Raw genomic sequence first — 18,008 nt, forward strand, 5'->3', positions numbered from 1 at the left:
CCCGTCTATGGTCGCACTCCCGCCGCCCTCCCGTCCGGCTCCGGGACGGCGACGGCCAGCAGGCACGCGTCGTCCTCGGGGTTGGGCCCGCCGATGTCGGCCAGGAGGCGGTCGAGCCCCGCCTCCAGGTCGTGGGCGGACAGACCGGCGGCGGCGGCCAGGACCAGCTCCCGGCCGACGTCGATGTCGCGTGTACGCCGCTCGACCAGCCCGTCGGTGAACATCAGCAGCAGGTCGCCGGGCCGCAGCCGGGTGTGGGCCAGCTCGTAGGGCCGCCCGGAGACCGCGCCGAGCAGCACGCCCCGCGGCCTGCCCAGCGGGGTCGCCCGGCCGTCGCGCACCAGGATGGGGTCGAGGTTGCCCGCCTGGCCCCAGGTGAACAGCAGCGTGCCGGGGTCGAGGTGGCCGATGACGGCCGTGGCGGTGGTGTCCTTGAGCTGGTGGAGCACCAGGTCGTTGAGCCAGGACAGCAGGCGGTCGGCGGGCCGGCCGGTCATGGTCAGGCCGACGAGCGCGTGGCGCAGGTGGGCCATGTGGGCGATGGCGGGCAGGCCGTGGCCCGACACGTCGCCGATGGCCAGCAGCAGGCGGCCGTCGGGCGTGGTCGCGGCCTCGAACCAGTCGCCGCCCAGGCTCGCGGTCTTCTCGGCCGGCACGTAGCGGACGGCGATCCGGGCCCCCGGCAGGTCGAGGCAGCCGGTGGGCGCGGGCAGGATCGCCTCGCGCAGCGCCAGCATCACGTTGCGCTCCTCGGCCGCCTGCTCGCGGGCCTCCAGGAGCTGGCGGCGCGACTCCGACATCATGCGCTCGGCCCTGCGGCGGCCGGTGATGTCCTGGATGACGCCGTGCATGCCGACCGGGCCGCCGGCGGACATCAGCGGTTCGAGCACGACGCGCAGGTCGCGCAGCTCGCCCGTGCCGCGCCGGACGCGGAACTCCGCGTGCACGGCCTCGACGCCCTCCACCACCTGCCACAGCAGCCGGTCGAGCGCGTCGAGGTCGGCGGGCTCCACCATGACGGCCAGGTCGGGAAGGGACAGCGGCCCCTCCTCGCGGTCCCTTCCGAAGATCGCGTAGACCTGGTCGGACCAGAGCGCCGCCCCGGTGCGCAGGTTCCACTCGGCCCAGCCCATGTTGCCCAGCCGCTCGGCGTGGGCGAGCCGGACGGCCAGCAGCTCAGCGCCGGCCCCGCGCGCCCGCCCGTGCGGCGCTCCCTGCCTGACCAGCTCTGCCGCGCCTGCGAAGTCGACCATGGCCTCACTCTCAAAGTGCAGTGGAACTGGACAATTGACCCCACAATACGTGATCAACGTGCAACGGAGTGTAGCCATGGGCTCTCTTGTTGTGAGAAGTTTTCGCGGATTTTAGCCCTCGGCGGACAAGCGGCCTGCTGGAGTGAGGCCGCCGGCCGTCCGAGTAGATTTGGCTCGTGACGTCCTCAGACCTGTATCCCGTGTCCCGTCTTGCCGCCGCTCAGGAGGCCACCGCCAAGGCCGGTCTCGACGCCCTGCTGCTCACCCCCGGGCCCGACCTGCGCTATGTCAGCGGCTACGACGCCAAGCCGCTGGAGCGGCTGACCTGCCTCGTGGTGCCCGCCTCGGGGGAGGCGTACATGATGGTGCCCCGGCTGGAGCTGCCGGCCGCGCAGGCCTCGCCCGCCGCCCGGCTCGGGCTGGAGTTCGTGGCCTGGGACGAGACCGACGACCCCTACCGCATCGCCGCCTCCCGGCTGGGCCGGGTGGCCAAGGTGGGCCTGGCCGACCGCATGTGGGCGATGTCGTCGCTGCGCTTCCGCGAGGTGCTGCCGGAGGCCGAGCAGGTGCTGGCCGGCACGGTGCTGCGCGACCTGCGCATGCGCAAGTCCCCGGCCGAGGTGGCGGCCCTGCGCGAGGCGGGCGAGGCCATCGACGCGGTCCACCGGCAGGTGCCCGATCTGCTGCGCGCCGGCCGTACCGAGCGCGAGGTGGGCCGCGACATCGCCGAGGCGATCCTGGCCGCCGGCCACGCCACGGTCGACTTCGTCATCGTCGCCTCAGGGCCCAACGGCGCCAGTCCCCACCACGACGTGTCCGACCGGGTGATCCAGGCCGGCGAGCCGGTCGTGGTCGACATCGGCGGCCAGCTCCACAACGGCTACTGCTCCGACTCCACGCGCACCTACAGCGTGGGTGAGCCGCCCGCCGAGTTCGCCGCCTACTACGAGGTGCTGCGCCGGGCCCAGGACGCCGCCTGCGCCGCGGTGCGTCCGGGCGTGTCGTGCGAGTCGATCGACGCGGCGGCCCGCGACGTCATCGCCGAGGCGGGCTACGGCGACTACTTCATCCACCGCACCGGCCACGGCATCGGCATCGAGACGCACGAGGAGCCCTACATCGTCTCGGGCAACGACGAGCCGATGGAGGCCGGGTTCGCCTTCTCCGTCGAGCCCGGCATCTACCTGCCCGGCCGCCACGGCGCCCGGATCGAGGACATCGTCGTGTGCACCGAGACCGGCGGCGAGCGGCTGAACAACACGCCGCGCGAGCTGGTGATCGTCCAGCCGTAACGGTCGTGTTCACCGAGGTCAGGTACGCCACCCGCCCCGGGTCGGCGCACCCCAACGAGGACCTGGCGGTGGCCGGGCCCTCGTGGGCGGTCGTGCTCGACGGGGCCACGGCGGCGCCCGGGGCCGGCGGCGGGTGCGCCCACGACGTCGCGTGGCTGGTCGGGCGGCTCGGCGGGGCGCTGGCGGCCGGGCTGGCCGCCGACGGGCGCTCGTCGCTGGGCGAGATCCTGGCCGAGGCCATCTCCGTCACCATGGGCGCCCACTCCGGCACGTGCGACCTGGGCGACCCCGACTCGCCGTCCGCGACCGTGGCCATGCTGCGCTTCGGCGCGGGAGTGGTGGAGTACCTGGTGCTGGGTGACTCCCCGGTCGTCCTCGCGCGGGCCGGCGGCGGGGCCGAGGTCATCGGCGACGACCGGGTCGAGCGGCTGCCGGGCGGGCGGCCGTACTCGCCGGAGCTGGTGCGGCGCATGCGCAACGCCGAGGGCGGGTTCTGGGTGGCCTCCACCCGTCCCGAGGCCGCCGGGCAGGCGGTCAGCGGGGTCGTGGAGGCGTCCGGGCTGCTGGGGGCCGGGCTGTTCACCGACGGGGTGACCCGGCTCGTGGAGTGGTACGGGTGGAGCTGGGAGTCCGTGCTGGCCGAGCTGACCGGCGGGGGGCCGGGGGCGCTCATCGCGGCCGTGCGGGGGCTGGAGGTCGAGCGGGGAGCGGTGCGCGGCAAACGACACGACGACGCCACCGCCCTCTGGGCCGCCTTCCCGCCCACCCCCTGACCGCCTCCCACCTGTCTGCCGTGAGTTGGCGTCCCAGGAGGGGGGTGCGAGGGCAGGAGGGCGTTCGTGGGTATCGGTGGGGTGGGCGGGTGAGGGCGGGGACGCCTTGATCGGCCTTACGTGATCATGAAACAATTCTCCGGCAGGTGCATTCGTCCGGCCGTTGGGGGGGCGTCGCCCATGAGCTGCGTACCGTGCGGGTGGCCCTAGGGTGCCCGGCGAGGAGCTGGACGAGGCGTTCAGGCTCGGCCGCACCTGCGCCCTGGCCGCCGAGTGCGGCAGGGATCTGCGGCGCTGCGCCCAGCTGTACGACGGCCTGTTCCCCGGCGCGGCCTTCGACGCCGAGTTCTACCAGGCCCTGACCCTGGCCACCGCCTTCAGTGCCCCCTGGGCCGGCGCGGGCGGGCTGAGGGCGGTCAACCGGAGCGCCCTGTGGGTGCTGGCCGTCGACCGCCTGGTGGACCATGCCGCCACCACCCGCGAGCAGGTCGACCGGCTGACGGGCGAGTGCCTGGCGGTCGCCGGCGGCGCGGTGCCGCGCTCGCCGGTCACCCGCTTCCTGGCCGACCTGCGTGACGAGCTGGCCACCGCCGAGGGGTTCGGCGTGGCCCAGCGGCTCTGGCGCGACCAGCTGGCCAGGACGCTGTCCGGGATGGCCAGGGCCTGGGTGTGGCGGGACACGCGGGCGGTGCCCACGCTGGAGCGCTACCTCGACAACGCCGACAGCCGCGGCTCCTGCTTCGTGGACCTGTCCCACTGGATCTACACCGGCGACGGCTGGACCACGGGTCACCTGGACGAGCTGTGGGCGGTCAGCCGCCGGGTCCAGCGCTACCTGCACCTGCTCGGCGACCTCGCCTCCTACCGCAGGGACCTGAGCTGGGGGGACCTCAACGCGCTCGCGCTCGGGGTCGCCGGCGGCGAGGTCGCCGACGCGATGGCCGGCCTGGCCCGCGAGGCGAGCGGCCTGATCGAGACGCTGCGCGGATGCAGCCCGCGTACGGCCGCCTACCTGCGCCGACGGATCGGCTTCAATGCCGGCTTCACCGGTATTTCGGACTTCGACCCCGCTACCTAACGATCCCGTCGAATAAGCTGACAAGTCCCTTGACCGCCGCGCAAGGCGTAGGCGATTTATAGGACTAGCGGCGATAAATCGTGACATTTTGTTCCTTGTAAAAGTTTGTACCTTGAGTGGAAAATGTGGCGTTGCTAGGGTGGCTCGATGCCAGGCACGTCGAACGGCCTTCACCACACGTCTTGACAGATGACACTGACCAAGCGCGAAGGCCGCACGTGCGCGGGACCTGTACGGGCGGTGCTGGATGGAATTCGGTCGCGTCGACCGTTGGCGGCTGCCGACCGCGATCAAGATCTTGATCGCCGGCGGATTCGGCGCGGGCAAGACCACCATGGTGGGCGCCGTCTCCGAGACCCGCCCGCTGCGCACGGAAGAGGCGCTCACCCACGTCGGCACGCACGTCGACGACCTGTCGGGCGTCGAGCGCAAGCTCACCACGACCGTCGCGATGGACTTCGGCCGCATCACCATCCGCGACGACTACATGCTCTACCTGTTCGGCACCCCGGGCCAGGAACGTTTCTGGTTCGTGTGGGACGAGCTGGCCATGGGCGCGCTGGGCGCCGTGGTGCTGGCCGACACCCGCCGCCTGGCCGACTGCTTCCCGGCGGTCGACTACTTCGAGAAGCGCGAGCAGCCGTTCATCATCGCGCTCAACTGCTTCGACGGCACCAGGCCCTTCACCGTCGGCGAGGTGCGCTCGGCCATCGGGCTGGAGCCGGACGTCCCCATCGTGCTGTGCGACGCCCGCAGGCGCGACTCCGGCCGCCAGGTGCTCATCACCCTGGTCGAGCACGCGATGAACCGAGGGGTCGCTCCCGTCGGGACCATGTCGTGACCATCACCGGCTACCTTTGACCGATGGAGGAGATCGACCGCCGGATCGTCACGCTGCTCGCCCACGACGGCCGCATGAGTTTCACCGACCTGGCCAGGGAGACCGGGCTCTCCGTCTCCGCGGTCCACCAGCGCGTACGCCGCCTGGAGAAGCGCGGGGTCGTCCGCGGCTACGCCGCCGTCATCGACCACGACGCGATCGGGCTGTCGCTGACCGCGTTCGTCTCGATCAAGCCGATCGACCCCGCCGCGCCGGACGACGCCCCCGAGCGGCTGGCCCACCTGAGCGCCATCGAGGCCTGCCACAGCGTCGCCGGCGACGAGAGCTACATCCTCAAGGTGCGCGTGGCCTCCCCGGTGGCGCTGGAGGACCTGCTGCAGCAGATCCGCGCCTCGGCCAACGTCTCCACCCGCACCACCGTGGTCCTGAGCACGCCCTACGAGCACCGCGCCCCCGTCGTCGCCTCCGACGTCACGCCGGCCGAGCCCGACCAGAACGCCTCCGCCTGACCCGTCCGCCGCCTCAGCGGGTGACCGGGAGCTCGAAGTGGGCGCGCAGGCGTCTCAGCGCGGGCTCCGGGGCGCCCAGGTGCTCCAGCCCCAGCAGCGCCGCCCCCGCCACCGGCGGCAGGTCCGCCACCACGAGCTTGGCCTGCGGCGCCCTGGCCGCGAACCCCGACTCCAGCAGCGGCGTCAGCAGCGGGTCCCGGGCCGTGAGCAGGCCGCCGCCGAGCACCACCTCGACCGGCGTCTCCAGCAGGCCGAGCCGTCGCAGGCACACCTCCGCCATCACGGTGACCTCCTCGGCCTGCCGTTCGACCAGCGACCGGGCGAGCGCGTCCCCGGCCGCGGCGAGGGCCAGCACGCCGGGGGCCAGCTCGTGCAGCCGTCCCTCGTCCACCCGTCCGAAGTGCAGGCCGAGCACCAGCTCCTCGACGGTCGCGGTGCCGAAGTGGGACGTGACCAGGTCCGTCAGGGCCGTCGGCGCGCCACGGCCGTCCTCGGCGCGCACGGCGTGCCACAGCGCGTCCTCGGCCACGCCCTGGCCGCCGCCCCAGTCGCCGCTGATGCGGCCGAGCGAGGGGAAGCGGGCGACCTGCCCGGTGGGGGAGACGCCGATCGCGTTGATGCCCGCGCCGCACACCACCGCCACCCCCCACGGGGCCGACGTGCCGGCCCGCAGCAGCGCGAAGGTGTCGTTGCGCACCACCACGTCGCCGAACCCGCGGGCGGTGAACTCGGCGGCCAGCGCCTCCTCCTCCACCGGGAAGTCGGCCCCGGCCAGGCAGGCCGAGACGTGGTCGAACGCCGTGACCGGCAGGCCGCAGCGGGCCGCCGCCTCGGCCACCACGTCCACGGCCGCCGCCACGCCCGCGCTCTGCGGCTCGAAGGGGCCCGCGCGGCCGGTCGCGACCACCTCGCCGTCGTCCGCGACCACTGCCACGTCGGTCTTGCTGTTGCCGCCGTCGACGGCCAGGAGCAGGCGCGGGCGGGCCACTAGCCCACCGTCCAGGGCAGGTGCTCCCGGTTGGCCTCCAGCAGCAGGCCGGTCAGCTGCTCGGCGGCGTCGTCCTGGCCGATCAGCGGGTGCGCCAGCAGGGCGTCGCGCACGCGGTCGGCGCCGCCCCGGCGGGCCGCGTCAAGGGCCAGGGTCTCGTACGCCGACACGTGCGCGATCAGCCCCGCGTACAGGGGCTCGACGGGCGGCACCGGCAGCGGCGCGGCGCCGGACGCGGTGATCGCGGCGGGCACCTCGATGACCGCGTCGTCGTCCAGGAAGGGCAGGGTGCCCTGGTTGCGCACGTTGACGACCTGGGCGTCGCCCCGGTCGCCGAGCAGCGAGGCGATCAGCGCCACCGCCGACTCCGAGTAGAACGCGCCGCCCCGCTGGTCCAGCAGCTCCGGCTTGGTCACCACCGACGGGTCGCCGTACATCTCCAGCAGCCGCGTCTCCATCGCCGCCACCTCGGCCGCCCGCGACGGCTTGGCGCGCTGCTCGCGCACCACCGCGTCGTGGGCGTAGAAGTAGCGCAGGTAGTAGGACGGGATGACGCCCAGCCGCCGGATCAGCTCCACCCGCAGCCCGAGCGCCTCGGCGATCTCCTCGCCGGCCCGGTCGATGATCTCGGGCAGCACGTCCCGGCCGTCGAGATGGACCGAACGCTCCCAGCTCAGGTGGTTCAGCCCGACGTGGCCGAGCGAGAGGCGGCCGGGGTCGACGCCCAGTCCGGCGGCGAAGCGGCGCTGGAACCCGATGGCGACGTTGCACAGGCCGATGGCCCGGTGGCCGGCGTCCAGCAGCGCCCTGGTGACGATGCCGACCGGGTTGGTGAAGTCGATGATCCAGGCGTCGGGGGCCTCCCGGCGTACGGTCTCGGCCAGCTCCAGCACGACCGGGACCGTGCGCAGCGCCTTGGCCAGGCCGCCCGCGCCGGTCGTCTCCTGGCCCACGCAGCCGCACTCCAGCGGCAGCGTCTCGTCCACGTTCCTGGCCGCCTGCCCGCCCACCCGGAGCTGGAACAGCACGACCTGGGCCCCCGCGACCCCCTCGGCCACCGAGGAGGTGGCCAGCACGCGCGCCGGATGCCCGGCGTGCGCCAGCATGCGCCGCGACATCCCCGACACCAGCTCAAGACGGGACGGATCCGGATCGATGAGGGCGATCTCCGTCACGGGCAGCTCGTCACGCAGCCGCGCGAACCCGTCGATCAGCTCCGGCGTGTACGTCGAGCCGCCCCCGACCACGGCGAGTTTCAACCCTTCACTCCTGTCAAGGTCACGCCCTCGATGAACACTCTCTGGGCGAAGAAGAACACGATGATCACCGGCGCGGTCACCAGCAGGGTGGCGGCCATGGTGAGGTTCCACTGGACGCTGTGGAACGCCTTGAACGTGGCCAGGCCGAGCGAGAGCGTCCAGCCCTCCTGCTCGACGCCGGCGTACAGCAGCGGCCCGTAGTAGTCGTTCCAGCAGTAGAAGAACTGGAACAGGGCGACGGCGGCCACGGCCGGCCGGGCCATCGGCAGGATCACCCGGACCAGCGTCCTGAAGTCCGAGCACCCGTCCACCTTCGCCGCGTCGATGTACTCGCGCGGGATCGTGATCAGGAACTGGCGGAGCAGGAAGATCGAGAACGCGTCGCCGAACAACATCGGCAGGATCAGCGGCCACAGGCTGTCGGTCAGCCCCAGCCGGGCCCACACCAGGTAGATCGGCACCGCGATGACCTGCGGCGGCAGCATCATCGCGGTGATCACCAGGAGGAAGGCCGCCCGCCGCCCCCGGAAGCGGAAGCGGGCCAGGGCGTAGGCCACCGGGACGGAGGACAGCAGCGTGAACACCGTGCCGAGGCCGGCGTACAGCAGCGTGTTGATCCCCCAGCGCAGCAGCTTCGACTTCTCGAACACCACCACGAAGTTGTCGAAGTTCCACGTGCGCGGCCACAGGTCGCCGGTCAGCGCCTGCTCGTCGGTCATCAGCGCGGTCAGCGTCAGGAACACCACCGGCGCCAGGAACATCAGGGCCAGCACGATCGCCACCGCGTGCGTGGCGATCCACACCAGCGTGCGCCGCCGCCGGGCCCTGGCCCCCTGCCGCCGCGCGGGCGCCGCGGGCGGGGCGGGGGCGGTCATGGTCGCGCTCATATCGCCTCCTCGGCCCGGCGGAACTGCCGCAGCAGGATCAACGTGAAGATCATGGACGTGGCGAACAGCAGCAGCGCCAGCACGCACGCGTAGCCCATCGTCCAGTCGCGGAAGCCGGACTGGAAGAGCCACTGCGGCAGGGTCAGCAGCGACTCGTCCGGGTAGCCGGGGGTGAAGGTCGAGCCGGGGGAGTCGGTCGCGCCCGAGGCCACCCGGGAGGCGATCATCGCCTGAGTGAAGTACTGCAGGGCGTAGATGACGTTGGTGACCAGGGCGAACATCAGCACCGGCGCGATCGTCGGCAGCGTCACGCTGCGGAACTGCCGCCAGGCCCCGGCGCCGTCGATGGCGGCGGCCTCGTACAGGTGCCTGGGGACGTCCAGCAGCGCCGCCATGAAGATCACGGCGAGCTGGCCGCAGCTCCACAGCGACAGCAGCGTCAGGCTCGGCTTGGACCAGGCCGGGTCGCCGAACCAGTCGGGGCCGTGGATCCCGAACAGGGCCAGGAACTTGTTCCACGGCCCGGTGGCCGGGTTCATCAGGAAGACGAACGTGATCGTCCCGGCCGCCAGCGGGACCAGCGACGGCAGGTAGAAGATCGTCCGCAGGACGCCGACCCCGGCCTTGAGCCTGACCACGAGCTGGGCCAGGGCCAGGGAGAACAGCACGGTGGCCGGCACCATGATCGCCACCAGCCACAGCGTGTTCTTCGCCGACATCGCCACCCGCGGGTCGTGCAGCAGGTACGCGTAGTTGTCCAGCCCGATGAACTCCGGCGTGCTGGTCATGTCGTAGCGGTAGAAGGAGAAGTACACCGTGGACAGCAGTGGATAGACGAAGAAGATGGACACTCCGGCGATCCACGGCGACAGCCACAGCAGGGCGCGCAGGCCCTCGCCGCGCCGCCACCTCGACGGCGCGGCGTGGGGGGCGGCATGGGGGGCGGCGCGGGGGGAGGAGACCATCGCCGATCAGCCCCCGGACAGCTTCAGCTTGTCGTCGATCTGCTTGTCCACGCCCTTGAGCCCGGCGTCCAGGTCGGTGACCGCGCCCTTCTCCCACTTGACGACGAAGGTCGCCAGCGCCTCCTGGTTGAAGACGCTGTTGACGCTCGGCGGCAGCGTCGAGGTCTTGGGGTGGGCGAAGACGTCGAGGAAGGTGGCGAAGTTCGCGTCCTTGGCCAGGTCGGGCGATTCCATCGCGGCCTTGGTCGTGGGCACGTTGCGCAGGGCGTTGGAGAGCGTCACCAGCGAGCTGGTGTCGGTGGTCAGGTACTTGACCAGCTCCCACGCCTGCTGGGGGTTCTTGGCGCCCTTGGGGACGCCGATGACGGTGCCGGCGGTGAAGCCGCTGCCGTACAGGTCGGGCTTGTCGTCGGCGACCGGCAGGGGAGCGGTGGCGTAGTCGAGCTTCTTGGCGTCGTTGGCGATCATGGCGTTGCGCCACTCGCCGTCCAGGACCATGGCGATCTTGCCCTTGTAGAACGGGTGGTCGGCGCTCCACTCGTCGCCCAGGCTCTTGCGGAACTTCTCCAGCTTGTCGTAGCCGTACCAGTCGATGAGGTCCTTCTGCCAGCGCAGCAGGGCCTTCCAGGCCGGGTCGGTGCCGATGGCCGAGGTGCCGTCGGCGTTGTACCAGGTGGCGCCGACCATGGGGGCCAGATGGCTGGGGCTGTTCTCGTAGTACTGCGTGCTGGGGACGAACCCGGCCACCTTGATGTCGCCGTTCGCGTCCCGGACGGTCAGCTTCTTGGCCAGGTCGGCCAGCTCGGTCAGCGTCCTGGGGGGCTGGTTGCCCTTCATCAGGGCCTTGTTGTAGTAGAGGCCGTACGCGTCGGCCAGCAGCGGCAGCGTGCACTGCCGGCCGCCGAAGCCCGTGTAGGAACGTGCCACCTCGGGCAGCACCGACAGGTCGATGCCGTCCTGCTTGATCACCGGGGTGAGGTCCTGGAACGATCCCGACCTGCACCATTGGGCGACGTTGTCCGTCGTGAACGAGGCCGCCACGTCCGGCGCGTTGCCGCCCCGGATGGCCTGCGTGATCTGGTCGTCCTGGACGCCCTTGGTGGCCTTGACGGTGATCTGCGGGAACTTGGCCTGGAACCCGGCGATGGCCTCCTCGAACGCCTTGACCTCGGCGTCGGTGGAGAATCCGTGCCAGAGCTGGATCGTGGCCGCCGGGAGGGCCGCGGAGGCCGAACCCGAGGGCCTGGGCTGGGAGCCGAGCGAGGGCCCGGCCTCCCTGCCGGCGGTGCAGGCGGTGAGCGCGAGGATCGCGACGGCCGCCAGGGGGACGAAGCGCACGGGGGGTGCCTCCTGCCGCTGGGGGGATCATGAAGTGAGGGTGGAACGGGAAGAGATGGCTCACGAAGGGACGGTCGAGCTGAAGACCTCGTCGCGCACGGTGTCCAGGGCCAGGTCGAGCGCGCCGGCCAGCACCGGGTTGCCCTCCACGTGCGACAGCCGCACGACCGGGCGCGGGATGGTCAGCGCGTGCAGCTCGTGCTCGACCAGCTCGCGCAGCGTCTCGCCGCCCGACAGCACGACGCCGCCGGTCAGCACGATCAGCCCGGGATCGATGACGGACGTGATGGCCGCCAGGCCCACCGCCAGGCGGGCGGCGATGTCACGCAGCCCCGCCTTGGCGTCGTCGGCCTTCTGCCCCGAGCCCTCCGCCACGCGGACCGCCTTGGCGATGGCCTGGCGGAAGTCGGTGCCGTGCACGCCGTAGGAGCGCAGCAGCCGCAGCACGGCCGGGCCGCCGGTCAGCGCCTGGTAGCCGTGGTTGGCGTAGCGGCCGGCCTCGCGGGCCGTCGGCGCGCCCGGCGTCGGCATGTAGCCGACCTCGCCCGCGCCGCCGGTCGCGCCCCTGTGCATGCGCCCGCCGAGCACGATGGCCGAGCCGATGCCCTCGTCGGCCCACAGCAGCACGAAGTCGGAATGCCCGCGCGCCGCGCCGTGCGCCTGCTCGGCCAGGGCCACGAGGTTGACGTTGTTCTCCACGTCCACGGCCACGCCGAGACCCGCGCTGAGGGTGGGCACCAGGTCGTCGATCTGCCAGCCGGGCACGTCCTTGGCGGCGGCGTAGCCGAGCCGGCCGGTGGCCGGGTCGATCGCCGCCTGCACGCCGATCACGACCCGGCGCAGCTTGTCCGGCGGGTTCGCGCCGGACAGCGCCGCACCCAGGCGGTCGACCAGCTCGCCGCCCGGCCGCCGGGGCGTCGGCAGCGTGTACGAGCCCACGACCGTGCCGGTGATGTCGGCGACGCGGGCCTCGATGCGGTCGGGGGTGACGTCGAGCGCGCCCACGTAGGCGGCCGCCGGGTTGATCCGGTAGACCTCGGCGGTACGGCCCGGCAGGCCCTCCCTGATGCCGTCCAGCACGACCAGCCCGGCCTCCTGCAGGCGCGACAGGAGCTGGGAGGCGGTGGGCTTGGACAGGCCCGTCAGGGCGCCCAGCTCCGGACGGGTCAGCGACCCGCGCTCAAGAAGCGCCCGCAGGGCCGCGCGGTCGTTGATCGCGCGCAGCAGGCTGGGCGTTCCCGGAACCGGACCGGTCATCAGGTGGACTCCTTCGTCGAAGTTAGGAAACTTTCCTAACTCCGGAACATAGGGAGTTCTCCCGTGCTGGTCAAGAGGGCGAAACCAAGCCGTGACCCGGGAAGGGGAAGGGAAGATGGGAGTGCCTCGACAGGCGTGCTAATGTCATCGTTTGTCGCAACAACAAGCAGAATGGCCCGGAGTGTCCCATTAACCACAATAATGGTCAGGCGGCAACTCGTCAAACGGAGCTCGCCAAGGAGCAGTCGTACGTCACCGGTCTCTACGACCGCCTCGACGAGCTGCGCGAGCGCACCCAGCGCCGGCTCAAGGAGGTGCTGGCCACGGGTGCCGTCGGCACGATGCAGAACAGATCCGAGCGCGACTCCTTCGCCGACATGTACGCCGGCCGCCTGGCCCGGCTCTGGGCGGTGGAGCGCGGCCTGGTTTTCGGCCGGCTCGACCACGTCGACGAGGGGCGCCTCTACATCGGCAAGCTCGGCCTCACCGACGACGAGCAGCGCCGCCTGCTCATCGACTGGCGGGCGCCGGTCGCGCAGCCGTTCTACCGCGCCACCCCCGCCGCGCCCATGGGCCTGACCAGACGCCGTCACCTGCAGACCAGGGAACGCAGCGTCATCGGCGTCGACGACGACCTGCTCGACCTCGACGCGCTCACCGACGACGACCGCGCCACCCTCAACGGCGAGGCCGCGCTGCTGGCCGCCCTCGACGAGCGCCGCACCGGCCGCATGCGCGACATCGTCGCCACCATCCAGGCCGAGCAGGACCGCGTCATCCGCGGCGACCTCAACGGCGTCCTGGTCGTGCAGGGCGGCCCCGGCACGGGCAAGACCGTGGTGGCCCTCCACCGGGCCGCCTACCTGCTCTACACCCACAGGGAGCGGCTGGAGCGCCGAGGCGTGCTCATCCTCGGCCCCAACCTCACCTTCCTGCGCTACATCGAGCAGGTCCTGCCCTCGCTCGGCGAGACCGACGTGCTGCTGTCCACCGTGGGGGAGCTGTACCCGGGCGTGACCGCCACCCGGCGCGACCGTCCGGAGGTGGCCGCGGTCAAGGGCGACGCGCGGATGGCCGGGGTGATCGAGCGCGCGGTGCGCGACCGGCAGAAGGTGCCGCGCAAGCCCATCGAGCTGACGGTGGGCCGGCTGACGCTCACTGTCGACCGCAACATGCTCGACGCCGCCAGGAACAAGGCCGTGCGCTCGCGTCGCCCGCACAACCAGGCGCGCGCGGTGTTCGTCAGATCGCTGCTGAACGCGCTGGCCAGGCAGCAGGCCCGCAAGATCGGCAAGGGGCTCGTCGACGACGACGAGCTGGCCGACCTGCGCGAGGAACTGCGCACCGAGCCGGTGGTCAAGGCGGCCCTGAACCGGCTGTGGCCGTACCTGACGCCCCAGCGGCTGCTGCTCGGCCTGTACGGGTCGCCCGACCGGCTGGAGGCGGCGGGGGGCGTCCTCAGCCCCGCGGAGAGGGCGTTGCTGCGCCGCGAGTCGGCCGAGTGGACCGACGCCGACGTCCCGCTCCTGGACGAGGCCGCCGAACTGCTCGGCGACATCGACGAGCACGTGCTGCGCGCCTCGGCGATGCAGGCCGAGGAGGAGCTGGCCGCGGCCCGCCAGGCCGAGGAGCACCAGCGCGAGGCCGAGCTGGCCTACGCCCGCGAGGTGCTGGAGCTGACCGGCCTGTCCGACGTCATGGAGGCCGAGCGCCTGGCCGAGCGCCAGCGCGGCGACGGCCCCTACCTCACCACCGCCGAACGCGCCGCCGCCGACCGCACCTGGGCCTACGGGCACGTGATCGTGGACGAGGCCCAGGAGCTGTCGCCGATGGCGTGGCGGGCGGTCATGCGGCGCTGCCCGACGCGGTCGATGACGATCGTCGGCGACATCGCCCAGACCGGCTCGGCGGCGGGGGCGCGGTCGTGGGCGCAGGTGCTGGACCCGTACGTGGCCGGGCGCTGGCGTCAGGAGCGGCTGACGGTCAACTACCGCACGCCCGTGGAGCTCATGGAGGTGGCCGCACGGGTGCTGGCCACCATCGACCCCGCCCTGGAGGCGCCGGCGTCCGTGCGCGAGCTCGGCGCGCGGCCGTGGACGGCACCGCTGGCCGCGCTGGACGGGCTGGCCGGGGCGGAGGTCGAGCAGGGCGGCAAGGTCGCCGTGGTCGTGCCCGACGCGCTGCTGGACACCATCGGCGCGCGGCTGGTGGCGGCCGTGGACGGCGCCGCGGTGGTCACGCCCGGCGCCGGACGCGCCGCCGGTGCGGCCGCCCTGGACGCGCCCCTGGCGGTGATGGGCGTGGCCGACGCCAAGGGCCTGGAGTTCGACTCGGTGATCGTGGCCGAGCCGGACCTCATCGCCGCCCAGTCGCCACGCGGCCCGAGCGACCTGTACGTCGCTCTGACCCGGTCCACGCAGCGGCTGGGCGTCGTCCACGAAGGCCCGCTGTCGGAGGCTCTGTCGGGGCTGCCGGGCAGGCCCTCGACGTCGGCAAATGGGCTTTGACCCGCTTTAGGATGGCAGGCCGAACATGCCCCACCTGCGGAAACTTGATGTTCCCGCTGATCGGGACACGGTTGACATCTGAGGTGGAGTCGGTAGTTTGCTGCGCAGTCCAGCACGGGACTTGGCCGGTTGGCCGTCTCTGACATCGTCGGATCCTGCGTCCGTGACGGAGCGTGACTTCGTCCACACAGCCAGGTGCAGGGCCGTCGGTCCGTCGAGTCGGGGCACCCCGACCGGTTGGGGGGTTGGACCCGGGACGGGTCCGGGAGCCCAGTAGACAACGGAATTCCGCGCTCGCCGCCGACGAGACGGGTCCGGTCCGAAGGGTTTCCGGGCCCTCTTCCCGCTCTCGTGCGCTGGATCGCGGATCGCGCCGGGTGATCCCGTCCCGAACGGGATCACCCAGCCGGCCGCCCGACCGCCTGCGAGCGGCTGTTTTCGATCTCGGTGTGCGCCGCTGGCTTGAGCGCGGCCCCGGGGCGGTAGCGTTTTCGCAAGCAGGCGTGCGATTTTGCGAGGAGACCCGGCGTGGTTCAGGACAAGACGAGCCTTCCGCCCGTCCCCGGGCGCGAACCGGCTCCCGAGGCGAACGCCTCCGACACCGCTCCGGAAGACACCGCCCTGAACGACACCGCGCCGGAGAACACCGCGCCGGAGGGCGCCGCTCCCGAGAGCACCGCGCCGGAAGGGGGCGCTGACACCGGCCCCTCCGCGGGCAAGGGCGTGCCCGCCAAGGGCGAGAGCCGGTGGGTCCTGGCCGCGCGGGTCGTGGCCGTGGTCGCCGGCGGGCTGCTGCTCTACACCGCCTTCCCGCCGCTCGACTGGTGGCTGTGCGCCCCCGTCGGCATCGGCCTGATCGTCGCCGCCCTCCACCGCGCCCGTCCCCGCCGGGCCGCGTGGCTGGGCTACCTGGGCGCCGCCGTGTTCCTGTTCCCCACCCTCGCCTGGGTGCGCACGATCGGCGACGACGTCTGGGTCATGCTGGTGGCCACCGAGAGCGTGTTCTACGCCGTCATGGCCGCCCTGGCGGCGCTGGTGTTCCGGCTGCGCCTGTGGCCGCTGTGGTTCGGCGCGCTGTGGGTGATGATGGAGTGGGCCCGCAGCCTGGTGCCCGTCGGCGGCTTCCCGTGGGCGCGGGTGGCCTTCAGCCAGGGCGAGTCCCTGTTCACCTCCTACGCCGCGCTGGGCGGCGCGCCGCTGGTGTCCTTCGCCGTCGCCCTGTGCGGCGCGCTGCTGGCCCACGCCGTCCTGGTGCGCCCCGCGGCCGCCCTGCGCAGGGCCGTCCCGGTGGCCCTGGCGCTGGCCGTGCCGCTGCTCACGCTCGTCCTGCCGAGGCCGGGCGACGAGGGCCGCTCGATCAACGTGGGCATCGTGCAGGGCAACGTCCCGGGGCGCGGCATGCACCCGCTCGGCGACGAGCCGGCCGTCGTCCTGCGCAACCACGCCGGGCAGACCAAGCGCCTGGCCGACGCCGTGCGCGCCGGCACCCTGCCCAGGCCCGACCTCGTCGTCCTGCCCGAGAACTCCACCGACATCGACCCCTACACCAGCGCCTTCGCCCGCCAGGTCATCGACGAGTCGGTCAGGTACGTCGGCGTCCCCACCCTGGTCGGCGCCGTCGTGGCCATCGGCGACGAGAACCGGGCCACGCGCAGCCTGGTGTGGGACCCGGTGACCGGTCCCGGCGCCTACTACGACAAGCAGCACCTGGTGCCGTTCGGGGAATACACGCCGTTCAAGGAGATCGTGCTGGCGCTGTGGGAGCGGGCCAACCTGGTCGGCAGGCAGTCGGTCGCGGGCACGAAGCCGGGCGACCTGAAGCTCGGCCCGGTCACGATCGGCGCGGTCAACTGCTACGAGGTCGCCTACGACGACACCGTGCGCGGCACCGTGCGCGCCGGCGGCACCCCGCTGGTGGTGCAGACCAACAACGCCAGCTACGCGCTGTCCAACCTGCCGCCGCAGCAGCTCGCGATGTCCAAGCTGCGCGCCGTCGAGCACAACAGGGCCGTCGTGACCGCCGCCACGACTGGGATCTCCGCATATGTCACGCCTGACGGTAAAGTCTCCTGGCAGACCCGTGAACTTGTCCCCGACATGAACGTGGTCACGGTGCCCGTACGCACCCAGGAAACGATCGCCACAAAGGTGGGCGAGCTTCCTGAATGGGCATTGATGTTGATGGGAGCGGTGGCTGTCGGAGTCGCCGCACTGCGCGGCAGGCGAGGCGACCGAATGGGGAACGGCTCATGATGGAGACTCTCGGCCGGGTGCTCGTCGTCGTCCCGACCTACAACGAGCGCGACAACCTGCCCGCGATCGTCGAGCGCGTCCGCGCCGCCCTGCCGGACGCCCACGTGCTGGTGGCCGACGACAACAGCCCCGACGGCACCGGCGAGGTCGCCGACGGCCTGGCCGAGGCCGACGAGCACGTCCACGTGCTCCACCGGCCGGGCAAGCAGGGGCTGGGCGCGGCCTACATCGCCGGGTTCCGCTGGGGGCTGGGCGAGGGCTACGACGTGCTGGTCGAGATGGACGCCGACGGCTCCCACCAGCCCGAGGAGCTGCCCAAGCTGCTGCAGGCGCTGGCAGACGGCGCCGACCTGGCGATCGGCTCCCGCTACGTGCCCGGCGGCAAGGTGGTCAACTGGCCGCACCGGCGCGAGCTGCTGTCCAAGGGCGCCAACGTCTACACCCGCGTGATGCTCGGCCTGCCGGTGCGTGACGCCACCGCCGGATTCCGCGCCTACCGGGCCTCCACGCTGGAGAAGGTGGGTCTGTCCGGGGTCGAGTCGCAGGGCTACTGCTTCCAGGTCGACCTCACGCTCCGCACGTCCAGGCACGGGCTGCGGGTGGTGGAGGTGCCGATCACGTTCGTCGAGCGCACGGTCGGCAAGAGCAAGATGAACGGCAAGGTCATGTCCGAGGCGTTGTGGCGCATCGGCATGTGGGGCGTCACCGGCCTGCCCCGCCGCCTGCGCCGCACGCGCGGCTGACCGGCACCGGGATCCGCGTCCAGGAACGCGGGCGGCCCGCCGGACGTTGTTCCTGATGTACGTGT

The 18,008-nt window shown here is 72.3% G+C and carries 15 protein-coding genes; 8 read left to right on the forward strand and 7 right to left on the reverse strand.

The genetic code is table 11. The features are described from left to right. Window positions 1-5: 5 nt before the first annotated feature. Window positions 6-1,253, reverse strand: a complete 1,248-nt coding sequence (locus ACWCSU_RS23315) for a PP2C family protein-serine/threonine phosphatase (protein ID WP_364088419.1) — start codon at window positions 1,251-1,253, stop codon at window positions 6-8. A 176-nt stretch (window positions 1,254-1,429) separates the two neighbouring features. Here ACWCSU_RS23315 and ACWCSU_RS23320 point away from each other — a divergent pair, with 176 nt between their 5' ends. From ACWCSU_RS23320 to ACWCSU_RS23340, 5 genes are all read left to right on the forward strand, one after another. Next, on the forward strand, window positions 1,430-2,545 hold the full coding sequence (locus tag ACWCSU_RS23320; protein ID WP_357704889.1) for a M24 family metallopeptidase: 1,116 nt from the start codon (window positions 1,430-1,432) through the stop codon (window positions 2,543-2,545). A 5-nt stretch (window positions 2,546-2,550) separates the two neighbouring features. Then, window positions 2,551-3,318 carry a protein phosphatase 2C domain-containing protein gene (locus ACWCSU_RS23325; RefSeq protein ID WP_449937400.1) on the forward strand — a complete coding sequence of 256 codons (768 nt, stop codon included), beginning with the start codon at window positions 2,551-2,553 and terminating at the stop codon, window positions 3,316-3,318. A 211-nt stretch (window positions 3,319-3,529) separates the two neighbouring features. Then, on the forward strand, window positions 3,530-4,396 hold the full coding sequence (locus tag ACWCSU_RS23330; RefSeq protein WP_449937402.1) for a terpene synthase family protein: 867 nt from the start codon (window positions 3,530-3,532) through the stop codon (window positions 4,394-4,396). A gap of 247 nt (window positions 4,397-4,643) precedes the next feature. Then, a complete protein-coding gene (locus ACWCSU_RS23335; RefSeq protein ID WP_357704895.1) occupies window positions 4,644-5,237 on the forward strand; it encodes a GTP-binding protein in 594 nt (197 codons plus the stop codon). Between the two features lie 23 nt (window positions 5,238-5,260). Further along, a complete protein-coding gene (locus ACWCSU_RS23340; protein ID WP_364088427.1) occupies window positions 5,261-5,746 on the forward strand; it encodes an Lrp/AsnC family transcriptional regulator in 486 nt (161 codons plus the stop codon). A 13-nt stretch (window positions 5,747-5,759) separates the two neighbouring features. Here the strand turns inward: ACWCSU_RS23340 and ACWCSU_RS23345 are convergent, their stop codons facing one another. The 6 genes from ACWCSU_RS23345 to ACWCSU_RS23370 are packed head-to-tail and all read right to left on the reverse strand — an operon-like array spanning window position 5,760 to window position 12,440. Continuing rightward, window positions 5,760-6,734 (reverse strand): N-acetylglucosamine kinase, encoded by a 975-nt coding sequence (locus ACWCSU_RS23345; RefSeq protein ID WP_449937406.1) that lies wholly within the window; start codon window positions 6,732-6,734, stop codon window positions 5,760-5,762. Beyond that, the gene (locus ACWCSU_RS23350; protein ID WP_357704901.1) at window positions 6,734-7,993 is read right to left on the reverse strand and encodes a 6-phospho-beta-glucosidase; all 1,260 of its coding nucleotides are present in this window, start codon (window positions 7,991-7,993) and stop codon (window positions 6,734-6,736) included. The genes ACWCSU_RS23345 and ACWCSU_RS23350 overlap by 1 nt, the downstream gene beginning before the upstream one ends. Further along, on the reverse strand, window positions 7,990-8,880 hold the full coding sequence (locus tag ACWCSU_RS23355; RefSeq protein WP_449937409.1) for a carbohydrate ABC transporter permease: 891 nt from the start codon (window positions 8,878-8,880) through the stop codon (window positions 7,990-7,992). The genes ACWCSU_RS23350 and ACWCSU_RS23355 overlap by 4 nt, the downstream gene beginning before the upstream one ends. Further along, on the reverse strand, window positions 8,877-9,845 hold the full coding sequence (locus ACWCSU_RS23360; RefSeq protein WP_449937412.1) for a carbohydrate ABC transporter permease: 969 nt from the start codon (window positions 9,843-9,845) through the stop codon (window positions 8,877-8,879). Before ACWCSU_RS23360 ends, ACWCSU_RS23355 begins: the two co-directional genes overlap by 4 nt. A gap of 6 nt (window positions 9,846-9,851) precedes the next feature. Then, entirely contained in the window at window positions 9,852-11,183 is a 1,332-nt protein-coding gene (locus tag ACWCSU_RS23365; RefSeq protein ID WP_397041374.1) for an ABC transporter substrate-binding protein, read from the reverse strand. 60 nt (window positions 11,184-11,243) lie between these two features. Further along, entirely contained in the window at window positions 11,244-12,440 is a 1,197-nt protein-coding gene (locus ACWCSU_RS23370) for an ROK family transcriptional regulator (RefSeq protein WP_449937415.1), read from the reverse strand. A 341-nt stretch (window positions 12,441-12,781) separates the two neighbouring features. Here ACWCSU_RS23370 and ACWCSU_RS23375 point away from each other — a divergent pair, with 341 nt between their 5' ends. From ACWCSU_RS23375 to ACWCSU_RS23385, 3 genes are all read left to right on the forward strand, one after another. Continuing rightward, window positions 12,782-14,947 (forward strand): HelD family protein, encoded by a 2,166-nt coding sequence (locus ACWCSU_RS23375; RefSeq protein ID WP_449937417.1) that lies wholly within the window; start codon window positions 12,782-12,784, stop codon window positions 14,945-14,947. A 528-nt stretch (window positions 14,948-15,475) separates the two neighbouring features. Beyond that, a complete protein-coding gene (gene lnt, locus ACWCSU_RS23380; RefSeq protein WP_449937419.1) occupies window positions 15,476-17,200 on the forward strand; it encodes an apolipoprotein N-acyltransferase in 1,725 nt (574 codons plus the stop codon). After that, window positions 17,197-17,943: a polyprenol monophosphomannose synthase gene (locus ACWCSU_RS23385; protein ID WP_357704917.1), complete on the forward strand. Its 747-nt coding sequence runs from the start codon at window positions 17,197-17,199 to the stop codon at window positions 17,941-17,943. The genes lnt and ACWCSU_RS23385 overlap by 4 nt, the downstream gene beginning before the upstream one ends. The last annotated feature ends 65 nt before the right edge of the window (window positions 17,944-18,008 follow it).

The organism is Nonomuraea sp. NPDC001699 (genome assembly GCF_053596455.1).

Excerpts from the sequence above, each read along its gene's own strand:
- ACWCSU_RS23315 (WP_364088419.1), bottom strand. The coding sequence starts at position 1,253 with ATGGTCGACTTCGCAGGCGCGGCAGAGCTGGTCAGGCAGGGAGCGCCG.
- ACWCSU_RS23335 (WP_357704895.1), top strand. The coding sequence starts at position 4,644 with ATGGAATTCGGTCGCGTCGACCGTTGGCGGCTGCCGACCGCGATCAAG.
- ACWCSU_RS23340 (WP_364088427.1), top strand. The coding sequence starts at position 5,261 with ATGGAGGAGATCGACCGCCGGATCGTCACGCTGCTCGCCCACGACGGC.
- ACWCSU_RS23355 (WP_449937409.1), bottom strand. The coding sequence starts at position 8,880 with ATGAGCGCGACCATGACCGCCCCCGCCCCGCCCGCGGCGCCCGCGCGG.
- ACWCSU_RS23360 (WP_449937412.1), bottom strand. The coding sequence starts at position 9,845 with ATGGTCTCCTCCCCCCGCGCCGCCCCCCATGCCGCCCCCCACGCCGCG.
- ACWCSU_RS23370 (WP_449937415.1), bottom strand. The coding sequence starts at position 12,440 with ATGACCGGTCCGGTTCCGGGAACGCCCAGCCTGCTGCGCGCGATCAAC.
- ACWCSU_RS23375 (WP_449937417.1), top strand. The coding sequence starts at position 12,782 with ATGCAGAACAGATCCGAGCGCGACTCCTTCGCCGACATGTACGCCGGC.
- ACWCSU_RS23385 (WP_357704917.1), top strand. The coding sequence starts at position 17,197 with ATGATGGAGACTCTCGGCCGGGTGCTCGTCGTCGTCCCGACCTACAAC.